This window comes from Salmonella bongori NCTC 12419 (genome assembly GCF_000252995.1).
GTDB classification, from domain to species: domain Bacteria; phylum Pseudomonadota; class Gammaproteobacteria; order Enterobacterales; family Enterobacteriaceae; genus Salmonella; species Salmonella bongori.
On the sequence record NC_015761.1, the window covers coordinates 3,380,583 to 3,399,338 of the forward strand.

Below are 18,756 nucleotides of genomic sequence, written 5' to 3' on the forward strand. Positions count from 1 at the left end.
CAATGCTCAAGTTCAACTCCACGCTTGCCGATAGCCAACCACAGAAAAATGTTTATTGGACAGGGTGCGACTGACCACGCCTGACAGACTTAGTAAGATGGGGAAAGCATGAGCACCATTCTGATTTTTATAGCTGCTTTGCTGGCCTGCTCTCTACTGGCAGTATGGCGGTTCAGGGTAAAGTCCAGACGAGGAAGTTTACCGTGGATCAACGCCTTCCAGGACGCGCAAACGCGTAAACTGTCGCCTGAAGAGCGCAGCGCGGTGGAAAACTATCTCGATAACCTTAGCCAGATTCAGCAAGTTCCGGGGCCGACAGGCGCCAGTGCTGCGCCCATCTCGCTGACGCTGAACGCGGAAAGCAACAGTGTCGTGATACTGACTCACTCCATCACCCGCTACGGCATTACCACCGACGATCCCAATAAATGGCGTTACTATCTCGACTCTATTGAAGTCCATCTGCCGCCTTTTTGGGAACAGTACATCAATGATGAAAACAACGTTGAGCTGATCCTCACAGATACGCTGCCGCTGGTGATCTCTTTGAACGGCCATACCCTGCAAGAATATATGCAGGAGTCGCGCGGTTACGCCCTGCAAAATACCGCCTCTACGCAAGCGTCGATTCGCGGCGAAGAGAGCGAGCAGATAGAGTTGTTAAATATCCGTCAGGAGACGCACGAAGAATATGCGCTCAGCCGTCCGGCAGGTTTGCGCGAAGCGTTATTAATTGTCGCCTCCTTTTTCTTGTTCTTTTTCTGTCTGATAACGCCCGATGTTTTTGTGCCGTGGATGGCAGGCGGCGCGAGTTTACTGCTGGCCGCCGGGCTTTGGGGACTTTTTGCGCCGCCGTCGAAAAGCGCGCTGCGGGAAATTCACTGTTTGCGAGGTACTCCCCGCCGTTGGGGGCTGTTCGGGGAAAATAATCAGGAACAAATCAACAATATTTCCCTGGGTATTATCGATCTCATTTACCCTGCCCACTGGCAGCCCTACATCGCACAGGATCTTGGGCAACAAACGGATATCGATATTTACCTCGATCGCCACGTCGCCCGTCAGGGACGGTTTTTATCCCTGCATGACGAGGTAAAAAATTTCCCGCTACAACACTGGCTACGCAGCACCGTCATCGCTATTGGCTCGCTGCTGGTACTGTTTATGCTGCTGTTCTGGATCCCGCTGGATATGCCAATCAAGTTCACGCTATCGTGGATGAAAGGCGCGCAAACCATCGAAGCGACCACGGTAAAGCAGCTTGAAGAGGCTGGCGTGCGGGTGGGCGATACACTGCACCTGAGCGGCAAAGGAATGTGCAATATCCATTCCAGTGCAACCTGGAGTGGCCAGTCGAACTCACCATTTATGCCGTTTGATTGCTCGCAAATCATCTGGAATGACGCCCCCGCGCTACCGCTACCGGAATCAGATCTGGTGAATAAAGCGATGGCGTTAAGCCAGGCGGTAAATCGTCAGCTCCATCCGAAGCCTGAAGACGACTCACGTGTCAGCGCATCTTTACGCTCCGCAATTCAGAAGTCAGGCATGGTACTGTTAGATGACTTTGGCGATATCGTGCTGAAAACTGCAGATCTTTGCGCTGCGGAAGACGAGTGTGTGCGCCTGAAGAATGCTCTGGTTAACCTCGGCAACAGTAAGGACTGGAACGCGCTGGTGAAACGCGCGAACGCCGGTAAACTGGACGGCGTTAATGTGCTGCTACGCCCCGTAAGTGCGGAATCGCTGGAAAATCTGGTTACCACCTCAACGGCGCCGTTTATCTCCCGCGAAACTGCACGTGCAGCCCAGGCGCTGAACAGCCCCGCCCCCGGCGGATTCCTGATCGTCAGCGATGAAGGTAGCGAACTGGTCGATCAGGCCTGGCCGTCAACCTCTCTGTACGACTACCCCGCTCAGGAGCAATGGAGCGCCTTCCAGCGCCTGGCGCAAACGCTAATGCAAACGCCGTTTAGCGCCGAGGGTATTGTCACCAGCGTTTATACGGATGCCAATGGGACGCAGCATATCGGCCTGCACCGCATTCCCGATAAATCCGGCTGGTGGCGTTATCTCGGCACCACGTTGCTGATGCTGGCCATGATAATCAGTACCCTCTATAACGGCGTTCAGGCATTCAGACGCTATCAGCGCCACCGCACCCGTATGGCGGACATTCAGGAATACTATGAAAACTGCCTCAACCCCAGGTTAACCGTCTCTCCGGAAAATCTCATCTGATAACGCCGCCGCGCGACAGGGTGTGCTACCCTGTCGCGCAAATTGCGTTACCCTGGAGTTCCCCATGCATATTGATATTGACTGGCAAAATGTGGATACCGTTTTGCTGGATATGGACGGCACGCTGCTCGACCTCGCATTCGATAACTATTTCTGGCAAAAACTGGTGCCGGAAACCTATGGCGCGCAACAGGGTATTTCGCCACAAGAGGCGCAGGAATATATTCGACAGCAGTATCATGCCGTGCAGCATACGCTAAACTGGTACTGTCTGGATTACTGGAGTGAGCGTCTGGGCCTGGATATCTGCGCCATGACGACGGCGCAAGGGCCGCGCGCCGTTTTACGTGACGATACCGTGCCGTTTCTGAATGCGTTAAAAGCCAGTGGAAAACGTCGGATTCTGCTCACCAATGCGCATCCACATAACCTGGCGGTGAAGCTGGAGCATACCGGTCTGGCCTCACACCTTGATTTATTACTTTCCACCCACACATTTGGTTATCCCAAAGAGGATCAGCGGTTATGGCGCGCTGTCACTGAGGAAACGGGAATAAGCGCAGAGAAAACGCTGTTTATCGATGACAGCGAACCGATTCTCGACGCCGCCGCCCGGTTTGGTATTCGCTACTGTCTTGGCGTGACGAATCCCGATTCCGGCCTGGCGGAAAAGCAATATACGCGCCATCCGTCCCTGAACGACTACCGCCGTCTGATCCCCTCGCTGATGTGAAGGAGACGCCATGAAAGAGAAGTCCTCCGTTGAGGTCAGGCTGGATAAATGGCTGTGGGCCGCGCGTTTTTATAAAACCCGCGCGCTGGCCCGCGAGATGATTGATGGCGGTAAGGTACATTACAACGGCCAGCGCAGTAAGCCGAGCAAAATCGTCGAGCTGAACGCCACCCTTACCCTGCGTCAGGGAAATGACGAACGGACAGTGATCGTTAAAGCCATCACCGAACAGCGCCGTCCGGCCAGCGAAGCCGTCGCTCTGTATGAAGAGACGGCGGAAAGCGTGGAAAAACGCGAAAAAATGGCGCTGGCGCGTAAGCTTAACGCCCTGACCATGCCGCATCCGGACAGGCGACCGGACAAAAAAGAACGCCGCGACCTGTTACGATTTAAACACGGTGACAGCGAGTAACTGTCACCCGCAAGAGAGATGATTATGCCGCAACATGACCAATTACATCGTTATCTGTTTGAAAACTTTGCCGTACGCGGCGAGCTGGTGACCGTTTCGGAAACCCTGCAACAGATCCTCGACAATCATAACTATCCACAGCCGGTAAAAACCGTACTGGCCGAACTGCTGGTCGCCACCAGCTTGCTCACCGCGACGCTGAAATTTGCTGGTGATATTACCGTACAGCTACAGGGGGATGGTCCGCTAAGTCTGGCGGTAATTAATGGCAACAATCAGCAGCAGATGCGTGGCGTGGCTCGTATCCAGGGTGACATCCCTGACAAGGCGGATCTAAAAACACTGGTAGGCAACGGCTATCTGGTGATCACCATTACGCCGGAAGAAGGCGAGCGCTATCAGGGTGTAGTCGGTCTGGAAGGCGATACTCTGGCGGCGTGCCTGGAGGATTACTTCCTGCGATCTGAGCAGTTACCGACGCGCCTGTTTATCCGTACCGGCGATGTTGACGGTCAACCTGCGGCAGGTGGCATGTTACTTCAGGTGATGCCTGCGCAAAACGCGCAGGCGGAAGACTTTGACCATCTGGCCATGTTGACGGAAACCATTAAAAGCGAAGAGCTGCTGACACTTCCGGCGAACGATGTGCTGTGGCGTTTGTATCACGAAGAAGAAGTTACGCTCTACGATCCGCAGGATGTTGAGTTCAAATGCACCTGTTCACGCGAACGTTGCGCAGGCGCACTGAAAACGTTGCCAGATGAAGAAGTGGACAGCATTCTGGCGGAAGACGGCGAAATCGATATGCACTGCGATTATTGTGGCAATCACTACCTGTTCAACGCCATGGATATCGCTGAGATCCGTAATAACGCCTCCCCTGCCGATCCGCAGGTGCATTAATCACCTCTTATCCGGCGTGATTATTGCCTGATGGCGCTGTGCTTATCTGGCCTACAGCATCCCGTTCCGTAGGCCGGATAAGGCATTTATGCCGCCATCCGGCAAAAAGCTTACTCGTTGTAGTAATGCACATCCAGCCGCTTACCATCAACAATGATATCGCGCCAGGCTTTGGGGGCAGCGTCTAACCGATGCCCGGTAATCGCGTGCAAAAGTTGCGTCTTAGAAAACCCGTCCGGCAGCCGAGCGTTCGCTATTAGCGTCCATTTTTTATTCTTAACACCATAGATCTGGCTCTCGCCAACGGTAAAGTTATACAGCACCTGCTCAGGCTGATCGTCACCGTTAAGATCCTGACTCACCAGCACGCAGGCATCCGGTTCAAGGCAGGACGAATAAGTCTGTTCTTTTGCAGATGCCCAGAATGCGGCATCCGGTTTCTGACTACCGGGCGCTATCATCACTGTCTGCGCTAAATCTTTCGCCGTCGGGGAGACCTTATCCCCCTGCAAAAGCGCCGTCAGCTCCCGTTTTCGCTTTCTGTCCTGAATAAACGTCTCGTCATCCTGCAATGATTTCAGCGCCTCACGTCCTGCTTTACCGCCATGAGCCAGCATATACAGGCTAACCTGATCAGCTGTGATTTTACCGCTGTGATAACGCGCCATGTGGCTGTTGACGCTAATACGCCAGACATCAAGTACAGGCGAGGCCAGCAACAGCAATATCGTCAGCATCAGTAAGGACACGCTCAGTATCACTTTTCCTTGCCATTCACCAGGATCGCGCCCGCGGCGTAACAGACTAAGCAGGTAACCAAAAGACCATACCAGTAATACCAGCACCGTCAGCGCGCCATACAGGCGATCCGGCGTCCAGCCGTATTGCTGAATGCGTACCCATAATGCCCAGCCCGCTATCAATACATATAGTGGCGCAACGCAAAGCGAGGCGCTAATCATGCTACGTAGAACGCGCGGATAAGGGAGTTCGCGCCTCTGCGGTTCGCTGACGATCGCCACGAGTAACAGCAACATCAGCGTCAGCGTAGATAGCAGCCCCGCAGCGGAAACACGTGCGGAAATCGCCTCTACGCCGGTAAAGGGTAACGTCACAATAAACAGCAGAGCCAACAGTGAGACGACAGGGAGTAACCCCGTGGCTATCAATGCCAGCAGCTTTTGCACCGCCGCGACAAGGCGCGACTGCGTACGGGCGAGAATGACCGCCAGCGCGGTAATCAACCCGATAGTCACATAAGCAAAGCCATCAGTTTCAAAGAAAAGGGTGCTGAAAAAGGTGATACCCACCAGCTTAAATAGCGCGCTCCAGAGCAGAAGAACCAGCCAGAACAGCCCATTAGCGACCACGACGATAAACACGGTCAGTACGTTATGCCATAACCGCGTATAAAATTGGGGATAACGCGCCGAACCGGTTGGCGAATGCAGTTGGTATTGAATCCAGGGCAAAACCAGCATCGCCATCAACACCAGCCGGAGACCATACTGCCACAAGAGATCGAACTGGCGCCATTTATCCACCGACTCAACCTGCCATTTCAGCCAACCGCTCATTGCCAGTACCACAATAAAAATCAGCGCCAGCCAGGCCCATAGCGCGCCCTGTTTAAAAGAGACCACGGTAAGCAATAGCGTTGCCGACAGTGCTATTGTCGCGGGCATACCATAGAACAGCCAGTCGCTATTTTGCGGTACCAGCCAGGCCATCAGCAAATAGCACAATCCCCCTTGTAGAAAACCAGTGAGCATCATCCCCCAGCGGGTTGAACGCGAAAGTTCTACACTGTCCATGTTGTTATCCCAAATAAAGAGAAAGGGTAATTATCGCATCTTCTCTATCGGGCAAGTGCTGCCTGACATAATTTCAGAAAAAAACGCAGAGAGGTGAATCGATATTGTGAGTGCAGGAGTTACGTAATTTTCTTACGTGAATGCGATTACCGTCACATTATGTCGGTCAAAAACACTTCCTTTTAACGTTTTAAGAACATTTTCCACAACAAAAGTGGGTTTCCTGCCATAATAAGTGCCGCTGCGTGACAGGAGTCACAGTGTTTTTCGTCAATCGTGATTTTTTCCAGATACGTAAATCTATGAGCCTTGTCGCGGTTAACCAACCTCAAAAAACCTTACTATTTACGGTAATACATATTGGCTAAGGAGCAGTGATATGCGCGTTAACAATTTAACCCCGCAAGATCTCAAGGCTTATGGTATCAATGACGTCCAGGATATCGTTTACAATCCCAGCTACGACATTCTTTATCAGGAAGAACTTAATCCTGATCTGGAAGGCTATGAGCGTGGTGTGTTAACAAATCTGGGCGCCGTTGCCGTTGATACCGGTATTTTTACCGGTCGTTCGCCTAAGGATAAGTATATTGTTCGCGACGACACCACGCGTGATACGCTCTGGTGGTCCGATAAGGGTAAAGGTAAAAATGATAATAAACCGCTTTCCCAGGAAACCTGGCAACACCTGAAAAATCTGGTGACGCATCAGCTTTCCGGTAAACGCTTATTCATTGTTGACGCCTTCTGCGGCGCAAATGCCGATACACGCCTTTCCGTACGCTTTATTACAGAAGTCGCCTGGCAAGCCCATTTCGTTAAAAACATGTTCATTCGCCCAACGGACGAAGAGCTGGTGGATTTCAAACCTGACTTTATCGTCATGAACGGCGCCAAATGCACCAACCCGCAGTGGAAAGAGCAAGGGCTGAACTCGGAAAACTTTGTGGCGTTCAACCTGACTGAACGTATTCAGCTCATTGGTGGCACCTGGTACGGCGGCGAAATGAAAAAAGGGATGTTCTCGGTTATGAACTACCTGCTGCCGCTGAAAGGTATCGCCTCAATGCACTGCTCCGCCAACGTGGGTGAAAAAGGCGATGTCGCGGTCTTCTTCGGCCTTTCCGGTACCGGAAAAACCACTTTGTCCACCGACCCGAAACGCCGTCTGATTGGCGATGATGAGCATGGCTGGGATGACGACGGCGTGTTCAACTTTGAAGGCGGCTGCTACGCCAAAACCATCAAACTGTCGAAAGAAGCGGAGCCAGAAATTTATCATGCGATTCGCCGTGATGCGTTGCTGGAAAACGTCACCGTGCGCGAAGACGGCACCGTTGATTTCGACGATGGTTCCAAAACCGAAAACACTCGTGTCTCTTATCCGATCTATCACATCGAGAATATCGTTAAGCCCGTGTCCAAAGCCGGTCACGCCACCAAGGTTATCTTCCTGACAGCGGACGCTTTCGGCGTATTGCCGCCAGTTTCCCGTTTAACCGCTAACCAGACGCAGTACCACTTCCTGTCGGGTTTCACTGCTAAACTGGCCGGCACCGAACGCGGCGTCACCGAACCGACGCCTACCTTCTCCGCCTGCTTTGGCGCCGCGTTCCTGACGCTGCACCCGACGCAGTATGCTGAGGTGCTGGTGAAACGTATGCAGGCGGCGGGCGCGCAGGCTTATCTGGTTAACACCGGCTGGAATGGCACCGGCAAACGTATCTCCATTAAAGATACGCGCGCGATTATCGACGCCATTTTGAATGGCTCTCTCGATAATGCGGAAACCTTCCGTCTGCCGCTGTTCGATCTGGCGATCCCGACCGCGCTGCCGGGCGTGGATACCCGCATTCTCGACCCGCGTAATACCTACGCGTCACCGGAACAGTGGCAGGAAAAAGCCACCGCGCTGGCGAAATTGTTCATTGAGAACTTCGAGAAGTACACGGATACCCCGGCAGGCGAAGCGCTGGTGAGCGCAGGGCCGAAGCTGTAAGGCCTATGCCGGATGGCAACGTTGACTTATCCGGCCTGCGACATGCCAGGTCTGATAAGCGTCCTGCCGTCCGGTATTGACGTTGAAAAAGAAAGGGAGGCTGATGCCTCCCTTTCTTATGCCTCTTTTGTTGCCCCCTGGACGCGAGTCACAGGAACCGGTAGCCAGGCGCGAATCGACAACCCACCACGCTCGCTGGTGCCAATCTCCAGCATACCGTTGTGATTATCGATAATACGTTGCACAATCGCCAGCCCCAGCCCGGTACCGCTGGTGCTGCGGGCGCTGTCGCCGCGAACAAAAGGCTGGAACAGATGTTTACGCTGCTCCGGCTTGATGCCCGGACCATCATCTTCTACCTGGAACCAGGCGCGGTTCGGCTCGGTACCGCTGCTAACCTTAATCCAGCCGTTGCCATAACGGGCAGCATTGACCACCATATTCGCCACCGCGCGCTTGATGGAGAGCGGGTGCATTTTCACCTGAATGCAGCCTGCCTGAAGCGCCGTATTAATCTCACGCTCATAGCCGCTTTCCGCCGCAATCACCTCACCCAGTACAGAGTTGAGATCCGCCATTTCCATCGGCATTTCCTGGCCGGTACGCAGATAGTCAATAAACTGCTCGATAATGGCGTTACACTCTTCGATGTCTTTATTGATCGACTCCGCGAGATAACCATCTTCCTCCCCCATCATCTCCGTCGCCAGACGAATACGCGTCAGCGGCGTGCGCAAGTCGTGGCTGACGCCGGCCATCAACAGAGTACGGTCATCAGCCAGTTGTTTCACGCCAGCCGCCATATGGTTAAACGCGCGGGTAACAGAGCGCACCTCAGAGGCGCCATATTCTCGTAGCGGCGGGGGAATAATCCCCTTCCCAACCTGTAAGGCGGCATGTTCAAGATCCACTAATGGTCGGTTCTGTATGCGGATAAACAACCAGGCGCCGCCTATCGCCAGCAGCATGATCGCCAGCGTGTAGCGGAATAGCGGAGAAAAGTCGCCCTGATGAATCTCGGTCAGCGGCACGCGCACCCAGATATTGGGCGACAGCCAGGTTTTCAGCCACACGACGGGCGAGCTTTTGTTGACCTCAACGCGCACTTCCGTTGGGCCGCCTAATTGCTGCGCCATCTGGTGGCTTAAAAATTCGTAGTGTTGCGCCCAACGCAGCCCGGCCTCTTCAGCGGCTTCATTGGTATAGAGAGAAATGCCCAGTTCGCGATAGATTTCCCGCCGAAACGCAGGAGGCACAACTAATTGCGTACCGTCCTCCAGTTGCAGCTTATCGGTCATCAGCATACGGACTTCATAAGCCAGAACCTTATTAAACTGCTGGAGGCTCGGTAAGATCGCGAAGTTCAGCACCACCAGGTAGGTCGTCACCAGGCTAACGAACAGCAAGGTGACGATGAGCAACAGCGTGCGGGCAAATGAACTTCGCGGCGAGAAGCGCATTCGCCTCATGCTTTAGAACCGTCCGGTACGAAGACGTAGCCCAGACCCCATACAGTCTGAATATAACGCGGATGTGCCGGATCTTCCTCCACCATACGGCGTAAACGGGAGATCTGAACGTCGATGGAACGCTCCATCGCGGAATACTCGCGACCACGAGCCAGGTTCATCAACTTATCGCGAGAGAGCGGCTCACGCGGATGGCTAACCAGCGCTTTCAGTACCGCAAATTCGCCGCTGGTTAACGGCATCGGCTCATCTTCACGGAACATCTCGCGAGTGCCGAGATTCAATTTAAACTTCCCGAACGCAATAACGGCCTCCTCCTGCGACGGCGCGCCGGGCAACTCATTGGCCTGACGGCGCAGCACCGCGCGGATACGCGCCAGCAGTTCGCGCGGGTTAAACGGCTTAGGAATGTAGTCATCGGCGCCAATTTCCAGACCGACAATACGGTCAACCTCTTCCCCCTTCGCCGTGACCATAATGATCGGCATCGGATTACTTTGACTACGCAGGCGACGGCAAATCGACAGACCATCTTCACCTGGCAGCATTAAATCCAGTACCATGAGATGGAAAGATTCACGGGTCAACAGACGATCCATCTGCTCGGCGTTAGCGACGCTTCGAACCTGGAAGCCCTGCTCGGTCAGATAACGTTCCAGTAGCGCCCGCAGACGCATATCGTCATCAACCACCAGAATCTTATAATTCTCTTGCATTGTCTGTACTCCCAAAGGTTCGCAACAAATGTAAGTGTGTATTCTTAAAAAAGCTCACGTGAGTCACCAGTGAATTCTGGTATGAATTTCAGGCTAAATTGTTACAAAGCATATTTAACAGCAGTTTAAATATACAATTCATCGGCACACACATTATTTATTCTGTCGGGACGATCACGTTATACCCGGTGTGCGCAATATCCGACAGCAAAGGTAAATTAACGAGATGAAAACGCCCCTCATCACCCGCGAAGGGTACGAAACGCTCAAACAAGAGCTCAATTATCTCTGGCGTGAAGAGCGTCCGGAAGTCACCAAAAAAGTGACCTGGGCTGCGAGCCTTGGCGACCGCAGCGAGAATGCCGACTATCAGTATAATAAAAAGCGCCTGCGAGAGATCGACAGACGTGTCAGATATCTGACCAAATGCATGGAAAATCTCAAAATCGTTGACTATTCCCCCCAGCAGGAGGGAAAAGTTTTCTTCGGCGCCTGGGTAGAAATCGAAAATGACGACGGCAATACCCTGAAGTTCCGCATTGTCGGTTACGATGAAATTTTCGGACGTAAGGATTACATCTCTATCGACTCGCCGATGGCGCGGGCGCTGCTGAAAAAAGAAGTGGGCGATCTGGCCGTGGTCAACACGCCTGTCGGAGAGGCAAACTGGTACGTCAACGCGATCGAATACGTCAAATAAGACAAGAAGAATCCTAAGCCCCCCGCTGATGGCTGGCATTTTTGTCAGCCAATCCGTATAACTATTCCCTGATTTTTATCCTGAAGACGAAGCTAACCCATGATGAATGACTCTTTCTGCCGCATTATTGCGGGTGAAATCCAGGCACATGCCGGGCAGGTTGAAGCTGCCGTTCGCCTGCTTGACGAAGGGAACACTGTGCCGTTTATCGCACGTTATCGTAAAGAAATCACCGGCGGTCTGGATGACACGCAACTGCGTAACCTGGAAACACGTCTGGGATATCTGCGTGAACTGGAAGACAGACGTCAGGCCATCCTCAAATCCATTTCCGAACAAGGCAAACTGACTGATGAGCTGGCTAGCGCCATCAACGGTACGTTAAGTAAGACCGAGCTCGAAGATCTCTACCTGCCCTATAAGCCTAAACGCCGTACCCGTGGACAAATCGCCATTGAAGCCGGCCTTGAGCCGCTGGCCGACCTGCTGTGGAGCGAGCCGTCCCACGATCCTGACGTGGAAGCGGCAAAGTATATTGATGCCGACAAAGGCGTGGCGGACACGAAAGCCGCGCTCGACGGCGCGCGCTACATACTGATGGAACGCCTGGCTGAAGATGCCGCATTGCTGGCAAAAGTGCGCGATTACCTGTGGAAGAATGCCCATCTGGTTGCCACGGTCGTAAGCGGCAAAGAGGAAGAAGGCGCCAAATTCCGCGACTATTTCGATCATCATGAACCCATCGCCAGCGTCCCATCTCACCGTGCGCTGGCCATGTTCCGCGGTCGTAACGAAGGCATACTACAACTTTCACTCAATGCCGACCCGCAGTTTGATGAGCCGCCGAAAGAGAGTCACTGCGAGCAGATTATTATCGATCACCTCGGCCTGCGTTTGAACAACGCCCCGGCGGATAGCTGGCGCAAAGGCGTGATAAGCTGGACGTGGCGCATCAAGGTTTTAATGCACCTCGAAACCGAGCTGATGGGTACCGTACGCGAACGTGCGGAAGACGAAGCCATTAACGTGTTTGCCCGTAATCTGCATGACCTGCTGATGGCGGCGCCTGCAGGCCTGCGTGCGACCATGGGGCTTGACCCGGGCCTGCGTACTGGCGTAAAAGTCGCTGTCGTTGACGGCACAGGTAAGCTGGTGGCGACCGATACCATTTATCCGCATACCGGTCAGGCAGCCAAAGCCGCTACCGTTATCGCCGCACTGTGCGAAAAACACAACGTGGAGTTGGTGGCTATCGGCAACGGTACCGCCTCGCGCGAAACCGAACGCTTCTATCTCGACGTGCAAAAACAGTTTCCGAAAGTGACCGCACAAAAAGTGATCGTCAGCGAAGCGGGAGCCTCCGTCTATTCCGCTTCGGAGCTGGCTGCACAGGAGTTTCCGGATCTGGATGTATCTCTGCGCGGCGCGGTGTCTATTGCTCGCCGTCTACAGGACCCGCTGGCCGAACTGGTAAAAATCGATCCGAAATCGATCGGCGTCGGCCAGTATCAGCACGACGTCAGCCAGACCCAGCTGGCCCGAAAACTGGACGCGGTAGTAGAAGACTGCGTAAACGCCGTCGGCGTCGATTTGAATACCGCCTCCGTGCCACTATTGACCCGCGTGGCGGGCTTAACGCGCATGATGGCGCAGAACATCGTCGCCTGGCGCGATGAGAACGGTCAGTTCCAGAACCGCCAGCAACTGCTGAAGGTGAGCCGTCTGGGGCCGAAAGCGTTTGAACAGTGCGCGGGCTTCCTGCGTATTAACCACGGCGACAACCCTCTTGACGCCTCTACTGTCCACCCGGAAGCCTATCCGGTTGTCGAACGTATTCTGGCGGCGACACAACAAGCGCTCAACGATCTGATGGGCAACGGCAGTGCGCTACGTAACCTGAAAGCCGCTGACTTCACCGATGAAAAATTCGGCGTCCCGACCGTCACTGATATCATCAAAGAGCTGGAAAAACCAGGCCGCGATCCCCGTCCGGAGTTTAAAACCGCGCAGTTCGCCGACGGTGTGGAAACCATGAACGACCTGCTACCGGGCATGATTCTGGAAGGGGCGGTGACTAACGTCACCAACTTCGGCGCGTTTGTCGATATCGGCGTCCATCAGGATGGCCTGGTCCACATCTCTTCCCTGTCGACTAAATTCGTCGACGATCCGCATACCGTGGTGAAAGCAGGCGACATTGTGAAGGTGAAAGTGCTGGAGGTTGACCTGCCGCGTAAACGTATCGCGCTGACGATGCGTCTGGACGAGCAGCCCGGCGACACCCATGCCCGCCGCGGCAGCGGTAATGACCGCGCTCAGGGTAGTCGACCGGCGGCAAAACCGCGTGGTCGCGACGTCCAGCCAGCCGGGAATAGCGCTATGATGGACGCGCTGGCCGCCGCAATGGGAAAAAAACGCTAATCGTCTGCAAGCCGGATAAGGCGTTTACGCTGCCATCCGGCACACGCGCAGTGCTTATCAGGCCTGGCGACGTTCTCAACCCACAGGCCGGATACATCATCATCCGGCCTGCATTTTACAATACTGCTGGCCTTTTCCTTTTTAATTAACAATTAAATCTTACCCATTAGAATCTGTTAATTAATTTTCTTCTGCTATCTGCACTATTAATTATCACTTTATTAACAGATGAAACCTTAATTAAACATTAAAAAGGGTGAATATTGGCGTACCAGAGGCATTTGCAAAAAGGCAAATAAATATTGAGCCATGTCAACATCGGCGTAAATTATCGCTCAATTGTACATTCCGTCACATTTTAATCGTTGAAGATAGAAACCATTCTCATTATCATTGTGTTGTTGATTATTTACTCTTTCCTTCGTTGGCTAAACATCGGGTCTCCTGCCGCCCCTCTGAGCGCCGCATGAGGTATACATCCAGTTAGCAAGAAACAAGTAGGTCGTATGCAATTCACTCCTGACACTGCGTGGAAAATCACCGGCTTTGCGCGTGAAATCAGCCCGGCGTATCGTCAAAAGCTGCTTTCGCTCGGCATGTTGCCCGGCTCTTCATTTAATGTCGTCCGCGTCGCGCCCTTAGGCGATCCGATCCATATCGAAACACGACGCGTGAGTCTGGTATTACGTAAAAAGGACTTGGCGTTAATAGAAGTAGAAGCGGTTTCCTGTTAATACAGTGAGTCTATAAAAATGAAAAAATTAACCATTGGTTTAATTGGTAATCCTAATTCCGGCAAGACCACCTTATTCAACCAACTCACCGGCGCGCGCCAGCGCGTGGGGAACTGGGCAGGCGTCACCGTCGAACGTAAAGAGGGCCAGTTTGCAACCACTGACCATCAGGTCACGCTGGTAGATTTACCTGGTACCTATTCGCTGACGACCATTTCGTCGCAAACCTCTCTCGACGAACAGATTGCCTGTCATTACATCCTGAGCGGCGACGCCGACCTGTTGATAAACGTTGTGGACGCGTCCAATCTGGAGCGCAACCTCTATTTGACGCTACAACTGCTGGAATTAGGTATCCCATGCATCGTCGCGCTCAACATGCTGGATATCGCCGAAAAACAGCAGGTTCGTATTGATGTCGACGCGCTGTCCACGCGTCTTGGCTGTCCTGTCGTACCGCTGGTATCCACGCGCGGTCGCGGTATTGAAGCGCTAAAACTGGCCATTGATCGTCACAAGGCTAACGATAATGTAGAGCTGGTGCATTATGCCCAGCCGCTGCTGCGCGAAGCGGATTTCCTGGCCGACGCAATGGCCCAGGAAATGCCTTTACAACAACGTCGCTGGCTGGGTCTGCAAATGCTGGAAGGCGATATCTACAGCCGCGCTTACGCGGGCGAGGCGGCGCAAAATCTGAATACCTCGCTTGCACGCCTCAAGGATGAAATGGACGATCCGGCGCTGCATATCGCCGACGCCCGTTACCAGTGTATCGCCGCTATTTGTGATGTGGTCAGCAATACCCTGACAGCCGAACCTAGCCGCTTTACCACGGCGGTAGATAAAATTATCCTCAACCGCTTCCTCGGGTTACCGATTTTTCTGTTCGTGATGTACCTGATGTTCTTGCTCGCCATTAACATCGGCGGCGCATTGCAACCGTTGTTTGATGCCGGTTCCGTCGCCATTTTTATCCACGGTATTCAATGGCTTGGATACACCCTGCACTTCCCGGATTGGTTAACCATCTTCCTGGCGCAAGGTCTGGGCGGTGGGATCAATACCGTTCTGCCGCTGGTGCCGCAGATCGGGATGATGTACCTGTTCCTCTCCTTCCTTGAAGACTCCGGTTATATGGCGCGCGCGGCCTTCGTCATGGATCGCCTGATGCAGGCACTGGGGCTGCCAGGCAAATCGTTCGTACCGCTGATTGTCGGCTTCGGCTGTAACGTCCCTTCCGTGATGGGTGCCCGCACGCTTGACGCTCCGCGCGAACGCCTGATGACCATCATGATGGCACCGTTTATGTCCTGTGGCGCACGCCTGGCGATTTTCGCCGTCTTTGCTGCCGCCTTCTTCGGGCAAAACGGCGCGCTGGCGGTCTTCTCGCTGTACGTGCTGGGCATTGTTATGGCGGTATTAACCGGCCTGATGCTGAAACATACCATCATGCGCGGCGAAGCCTCTCCGTTTGTAATGGAGCTGCCGGTTTACCACGTACCGCATATCAAGAGCCTTATCATCCAGACGTGGCAGCGCCTGAAAGGGTTTGTGCTGCGCGCCGGTAAGGTCATCATCATTGTCAGTATCTTCCTGAGTGCCTTTAACAGCTTCTCGCTAAGCGGAAAAATCGTCGATAACATCAATGATTCCGCCCTCGCCTCCGTAAGCCGGGTAATCACGCCCGTCTTTAAGCCGATCGGCGTCCATGAGGATAACTGGCAAGCGACTGTGGGTCTGTTTACGGGCGCCATGGCAAAAGAAGTTGTTGTCGGTACGCTGAATACGCTCTATACCGCAGAAAATATTCAGGATGAAGCGTTTAACCCCGCCGATTTCCATCTCGGCGACGAATTGCTCGGCGCGGTTGACGATACCTGGCAGAGCCTGAAGGATACCTTTAGCCTGAGCGTACTGGCCAACCCTATCGAAGCCAGTAAAGGCGACGGCGAGATGGCGACCGGAGCAATGGGCGTGATGGACCAAAAATTCGGCAGCGCCGCGGCGGCGTACAGTTACCTGATTTTCGTCCTGCTCTACGTACCGTGTATTTCGGTGATGGGCGCCATCGCCCGCGAGTCCAGCCGCGGCTGGATGGGCTTCTCAATCTTGTGGGGGCTGAATATCGCTTATTCGCTCGCAACGCTGTTTTATCAGGTCACAAGCTTCAGTCAACACCCGACATACAGCCTGATCTGCATCCTGGCGGTGATCCTCTTTAACATTATTGTGTTAAGCCTGTTGCGCCGCGCCCGCAGCCGTGTGGACATTGAACTGCTGGCAACCCGCAAAAACATCAACTCGTGTTGTTCGGGCACGACGGGCAACTGTCACTAAGGGATATAAGGGATATAAAAATGGCTTCACTGATACAGGTTCGCGATCTACTGGCGCTACGGGGACGCATGGAGGCCACGCAGATAAGCCATACCCTGCACGCCCCGCAGCCTATGATCGACGCCATGCTGAATCAACTGGAGATCATGGGTAAGGCAGTGCGTATTCCACAGGAAGCTGACGGTTGTCTTTCTGGCAGTTGTAAAAGCTGTCCGGAGGGTAAAGCCTGCCTGCGCGAGTGGTGGGCCTTACGTTAACCTTCGCCGGGTAGCAGTCTGCCCGGCTTTGATTGCGCTTGTTATTGCCCGGTACGCGCTGCGCTGCCGGGCAATTTTGCGTAATGCCTTCAACAAACATGAAAGCGTTACCACCGTCCGCATTTATCTCCCTGTGCGCCTCGCAAGAGCAGTAATCTCCTGCTGCAATCCCCCCGGTCAGCGCGTAGTGTCACGCCATCAAATTTCACCGGTAACGGACCGAATGGCGAAATCAACAACCACCACACCGCATGATGCAGTATTCAAACAGTTTTTATGCCACCCCGATACTGCACGGGATTTTTTGGAAATCTATCTCCCGTCGACATTACGTCAAATCTGCAATCTGAATACATTACGGCTGGAGTCCGGTAGCTTTATTGAAGAGGATTTACGCCCCCATTATTCCGATATCCTTTGGTCGCTGGAAACAAGTGAAGGTGAAGGTTACATTTATGTGGTTATTGAACATCAGAGTACGCCGGACGCACATATGGCATTTCGGCTAATGCGTTACGCAATGGCGGCAATGCAACGACACCTGGAGGCCGGGCATAAAACGTTACCACTGGTGGTGCCAATGCTGTTTTACCACGGTAACCGAAGCCCGTATCCGTTCTCATTATGCTGGCTGGATGAGTTTGCCGACCCGGTGATGGCGCGTAAGCTATACGCTACCGCCTTTCCGCTGGTCGATATTACGGTCGTGCCCGACGACGAGATTATGCGGCACCGCCGCATCGCGCTGCTGGAGCTCATACAAAAACACATCCGCCAGCGTGATCTGATGGGACTTGTCGAACAACTGGTCGCCCTATTGATTAAGGGATACGCTAATGACACCCAGCTTCAAAGTCTGTTTAATTATATGATGCACACTGGCGACGCCGCACGCTTCAACACGTTTATCCGCCAGGTGGCTATGCGTATCCCGCAGCATAAGGAGAAGATCATGACTATTGCAGAAAGATTACGTCAGGAAGGACATCGTAATGGGTTACAGAAAGGGTTACAGAAAGGGCTACAACAGGGTAAACAGGAAGGCCAACGTCTCGCCGCATTACGCATTGCCCACGCCATGCTGATCGATGGTTTTGATCGCGATACCATACTTAGGGTTACCGGTCTGACGCCTGCCGACCTGGCGTTTGAAAGCCATTGAGTTTTCAAAATGAAGCAGGCCCGGTAACGTCCGTTTTCCGGGCTAACGCCATTCTTACCGCGATGGCTTCAACGCTGTCAGCGCCTGACAGAACGCCGCCGGATGCGAGATAAACGGCGCATGAGCCGCTTTCGCTATTATCTGCGATGTACTGTGCGGCCATAGTGTATCAAGCAAAGGCACAATCTTACGCGGCACAAGGCCATCCAGATAACCATACAAACGCAAAAACGGCATATTCACGTTTTTAAGCGGTTCTCGTAGGTCGACCGTTTTTAAGATTTCCAGCCCGCCATTAAGTACTTCTACATCTGGCACAGGCTGCGCCAGCACCACGCTTTTTAACATGCGTGCATCCTGGCGCGCTGTCTCCGTTCCTAAAGTTTGCAGTGCCAGAAAACGCTCTACCGTACGCTGAAAATCATCACTGAGCTGCTGCTGGAATCCACAGAGGACTTCCGGTTTTATTCCCCGCCATCCCTCACGCGCGCTAAAACATGGCGAGGAGGCGACAGTCACCAGCGCCTGGACGCGTTCAGGATGAGTGAGCGCCATCTGGCTCGCGACCAGCCCGCCCAGACTCCAGCCAAGCCAGATAGCCTGGTCCGGCGCATTTTTCGCCACCTGCGCTGTCATCTCTTCAAGTGTCATGGCGCCATATCCCGTGCTACGGCCATAGCCCGGCAAATCGGCCAAATGCAACGTAAAATGCGAGCCAAGTTCCTCGCGAATGCAATGCCATACCTTCGCGTTCAACCCCCATCCGTGCAGCAGCACAAGATGAACATTTCCCTCTCCGTAGGTCTGCCACCCAATGTCATTCATCAGTTACTGTTCTCTTTTCGCTAACAAGGATGT

At 53.5% G+C, this 18,756-nt stretch carries 15 protein-coding genes; 11 read left to right on the top strand and 4 right to left on the bottom strand.

Annotated features, from left to right (window positions below; genetic code table 11):
* Nucleotides 1–108: 108 nt before the first annotated feature.
* The 4 genes from igaA to hslO all read left to right on the top strand — a co-directional run bounded on the left by igaA (nucleotide 109) and on the right by hslO (nucleotide 4,289).
* Nucleotides 109–2,241, top strand: coding sequence for an intracellular growth attenuator protein IgaA (igaA, locus tag SBG_RS16105; RefSeq protein ID WP_000104103.1), 2,133 nt, complete (start codon nucleotides 109–111; stop codon nucleotides 2,239–2,241).
* A 64-nt stretch (nucleotides 2,242–2,305) separates the two neighbouring features.
* Entirely contained in the window at nucleotides 2,306–2,974 is a 669-nt protein-coding gene (yrfG, locus tag SBG_RS16110; RefSeq protein ID WP_024135130.1) for a GMP/IMP nucleotidase, read from the top strand.
* A 10-nt stretch (nucleotides 2,975–2,984) separates the two neighbouring features.
* Nucleotides 2,985–3,386, top strand: a complete 402-nt coding sequence (gene hslR / locus SBG_RS16115) for a ribosome-associated heat shock protein Hsp15 (RefSeq protein ID WP_000660716.1) — start codon at nucleotides 2,985–2,987, stop codon at nucleotides 3,384–3,386.
* Between the two features lie 24 nt (nucleotides 3,387–3,410).
* Nucleotides 3,411–4,289, top strand: coding sequence for an Hsp33 family molecular chaperone HslO (hslO, locus tag SBG_RS16120; RefSeq protein WP_015703040.1), 879 nt, complete (start codon nucleotides 3,411–3,413; stop codon nucleotides 4,287–4,289).
* A 110-nt stretch (nucleotides 4,290–4,399) separates the two neighbouring features.
* Here hslO and SBG_RS16125 read toward each other — a convergent pair whose 3' ends face one another.
* Nucleotides 4,400–6,103, bottom strand: a complete 1,704-nt coding sequence (locus SBG_RS16125; protein WP_000378657.1) for a DUF4153 domain-containing protein — start codon at nucleotides 6,101–6,103, stop codon at nucleotides 4,400–4,402.
* Nucleotides 6,104–6,482: 379 nt separating this feature from the next.
* On the opposite strand from SBG_RS16125, the gene pckA reads away from it, so the two are divergent.
* Nucleotides 6,483–8,102 (top strand): phosphoenolpyruvate carboxykinase (ATP), encoded by a 1,620-nt coding sequence (pckA, locus tag SBG_RS16130; RefSeq protein ID WP_001265683.1) that lies wholly within the window; start codon nucleotides 6,483–6,485, stop codon nucleotides 8,100–8,102.
* 116 nt (nucleotides 8,103–8,218) lie between these two features.
* Here pckA and envZ read toward each other — a convergent pair whose 3' ends face one another.
* A complete protein-coding gene (gene envZ, locus SBG_RS16135; protein WP_001253814.1) occupies nucleotides 8,219–9,571 on the bottom strand; it encodes a two-component system sensor histidine kinase EnvZ in 1,353 nt (450 codons plus the stop codon).
* Nucleotides 9,568–10,287, bottom strand: a complete 720-nt coding sequence (ompR, locus tag SBG_RS16140; RefSeq protein ID WP_001157751.1) for an osmolarity response regulator transcription factor OmpR — start codon at nucleotides 10,285–10,287, stop codon at nucleotides 9,568–9,570. The genes envZ and ompR overlap by 4 nt, the downstream gene beginning before the upstream one ends.
* A 226-nt stretch (nucleotides 10,288–10,513) precedes the next feature.
* Between ompR and greB the strand changes: the two genes are divergently transcribed.
* From greB to SBG_RS16170, 6 genes are all read left to right on the top strand, one after another.
* A complete protein-coding gene (gene greB / locus SBG_RS16145; protein ID WP_000856698.1) occupies nucleotides 10,514–10,987 on the top strand; it encodes a transcription elongation factor GreB in 474 nt (157 codons plus the stop codon).
* A 99-nt stretch (nucleotides 10,988–11,086) separates the two neighbouring features.
* Entirely contained in the window at nucleotides 11,087–13,408 is a 2,322-nt protein-coding gene (locus SBG_RS16150) for a Tex family protein (RefSeq protein ID WP_000980652.1), read from the top strand.
* 506 nt (nucleotides 13,409–13,914) lie between these two features.
* Nucleotides 13,915–14,142, top strand: coding sequence for a ferrous iron transporter A (feoA, locus tag SBG_RS16155; protein WP_001160955.1), 228 nt, complete (start codon nucleotides 13,915–13,917; stop codon nucleotides 14,140–14,142).
* A gap of 18 nt (nucleotides 14,143–14,160) precedes the next feature.
* Nucleotides 14,161–16,479, top strand: a complete 2,319-nt coding sequence (feoB, locus tag SBG_RS16160; RefSeq protein WP_000736967.1) for a Fe(2+) transporter permease subunit FeoB — start codon at nucleotides 14,161–14,163, stop codon at nucleotides 16,477–16,479.
* A 20-nt stretch (nucleotides 16,480–16,499) separates the two neighbouring features.
* Entirely contained in the window at nucleotides 16,500–16,736 is a 237-nt protein-coding gene (feoC, locus tag SBG_RS16165; RefSeq protein WP_000157591.1) for a [Fe-S]-dependent transcriptional repressor FeoC, read from the top strand.
* Between the two features lie 223 nt (nucleotides 16,737–16,959).
* Nucleotides 16,960–17,898 carry an Rpn family recombination-promoting nuclease/putative transposase gene (locus SBG_RS16170; protein ID WP_001140151.1) on the top strand — a complete coding sequence of 313 codons (939 nt, stop codon included), beginning with the start codon at nucleotides 16,960–16,962 and terminating at the stop codon, nucleotides 17,896–17,898.
* A gap of 54 nt (nucleotides 17,899–17,952) precedes the next feature.
* Here SBG_RS16170 and bioH read toward each other — a convergent pair whose 3' ends face one another.
* Nucleotides 17,953–18,723: a pimeloyl-ACP methyl ester esterase BioH gene (gene bioH, locus SBG_RS16175; protein WP_000997855.1), complete on the bottom strand. Its 771-nt coding sequence runs from the start codon at nucleotides 18,721–18,723 to the stop codon at nucleotides 17,953–17,955.
* Between the last annotated feature and the right edge of the window lie 33 nt (nucleotides 18,724–18,756).